General features: G+C 46.5%; 1 protein-coding gene. It reads right to left on the reverse strand.

Annotated features, from left to right (window positions below):
- The coding region (locus tag R8N49_RS27560; RefSeq protein WP_318190510.1) for a VC0807 family protein at nt 1-605 on the reverse strand (605 nt) is incomplete at its 3' end.
- Between the last annotated feature and the right edge of the window lie 70 nt (nt 606-675).

A 675-nucleotide genomic window follows, 5' to 3' on the forward strand; every position in this document is an offset into this window, starting at 1 on the left:
ATGCTAGGAATGGCGATCATCGGGTAGCTGTAAAGTGTCAACTTACCGAGCTCTTCATTGAAGGTTGCGGTGCCTGATGGACTGGTGACGATCCACGTAGCCAGGAAGTAGTTCATTGCAGATGAGAATGCAAAGGTGCTTGCGAACAAGTAGTTCGAAGACATTAGGCAACGTTCGAACGCATCGGTTTTACCATTTTCTCTCAAACGCTCGTTAATCAACGCGAGGTTCAAAACCGTGTCGTTCAATACCATTTTTTGCATCAATGGGTAGCGGGTAAAAGTGGAGCCCAATACCGCGATGCCGATCAGGCCGGGAATCAAGGCTTCTTTCAAGGCTAACCAGCGAGTATCAAGCTCCAACAAGCCAATGCCGCCAGTTAATAATACGCTGATAAAACCAAGTGCTGAGATAAAGTTAAACTTCTTGTTGCGGATGAGATCCATACCGCCGTAAACCACAGGAAAGAGCAAAGCGACAACCAGTGCCATTGCGGTTCCTAGGTGCTCTTCGCCACTGTATTTCATCAAGATGAACGAAGGGATGAATACGTTAAAAAGGATCTCGAATAGGGGATTCGACTTTTTCGCCGTCGTGTTACTCATAATTTCCTACTGACTCTATTATGTCGGCTGCCATTGTACTTTGGGTGGAAGTGTTCATCCAGTAACGCCA

The organism is Vibrio sp. 1978 (assembly GCF_033344345.1).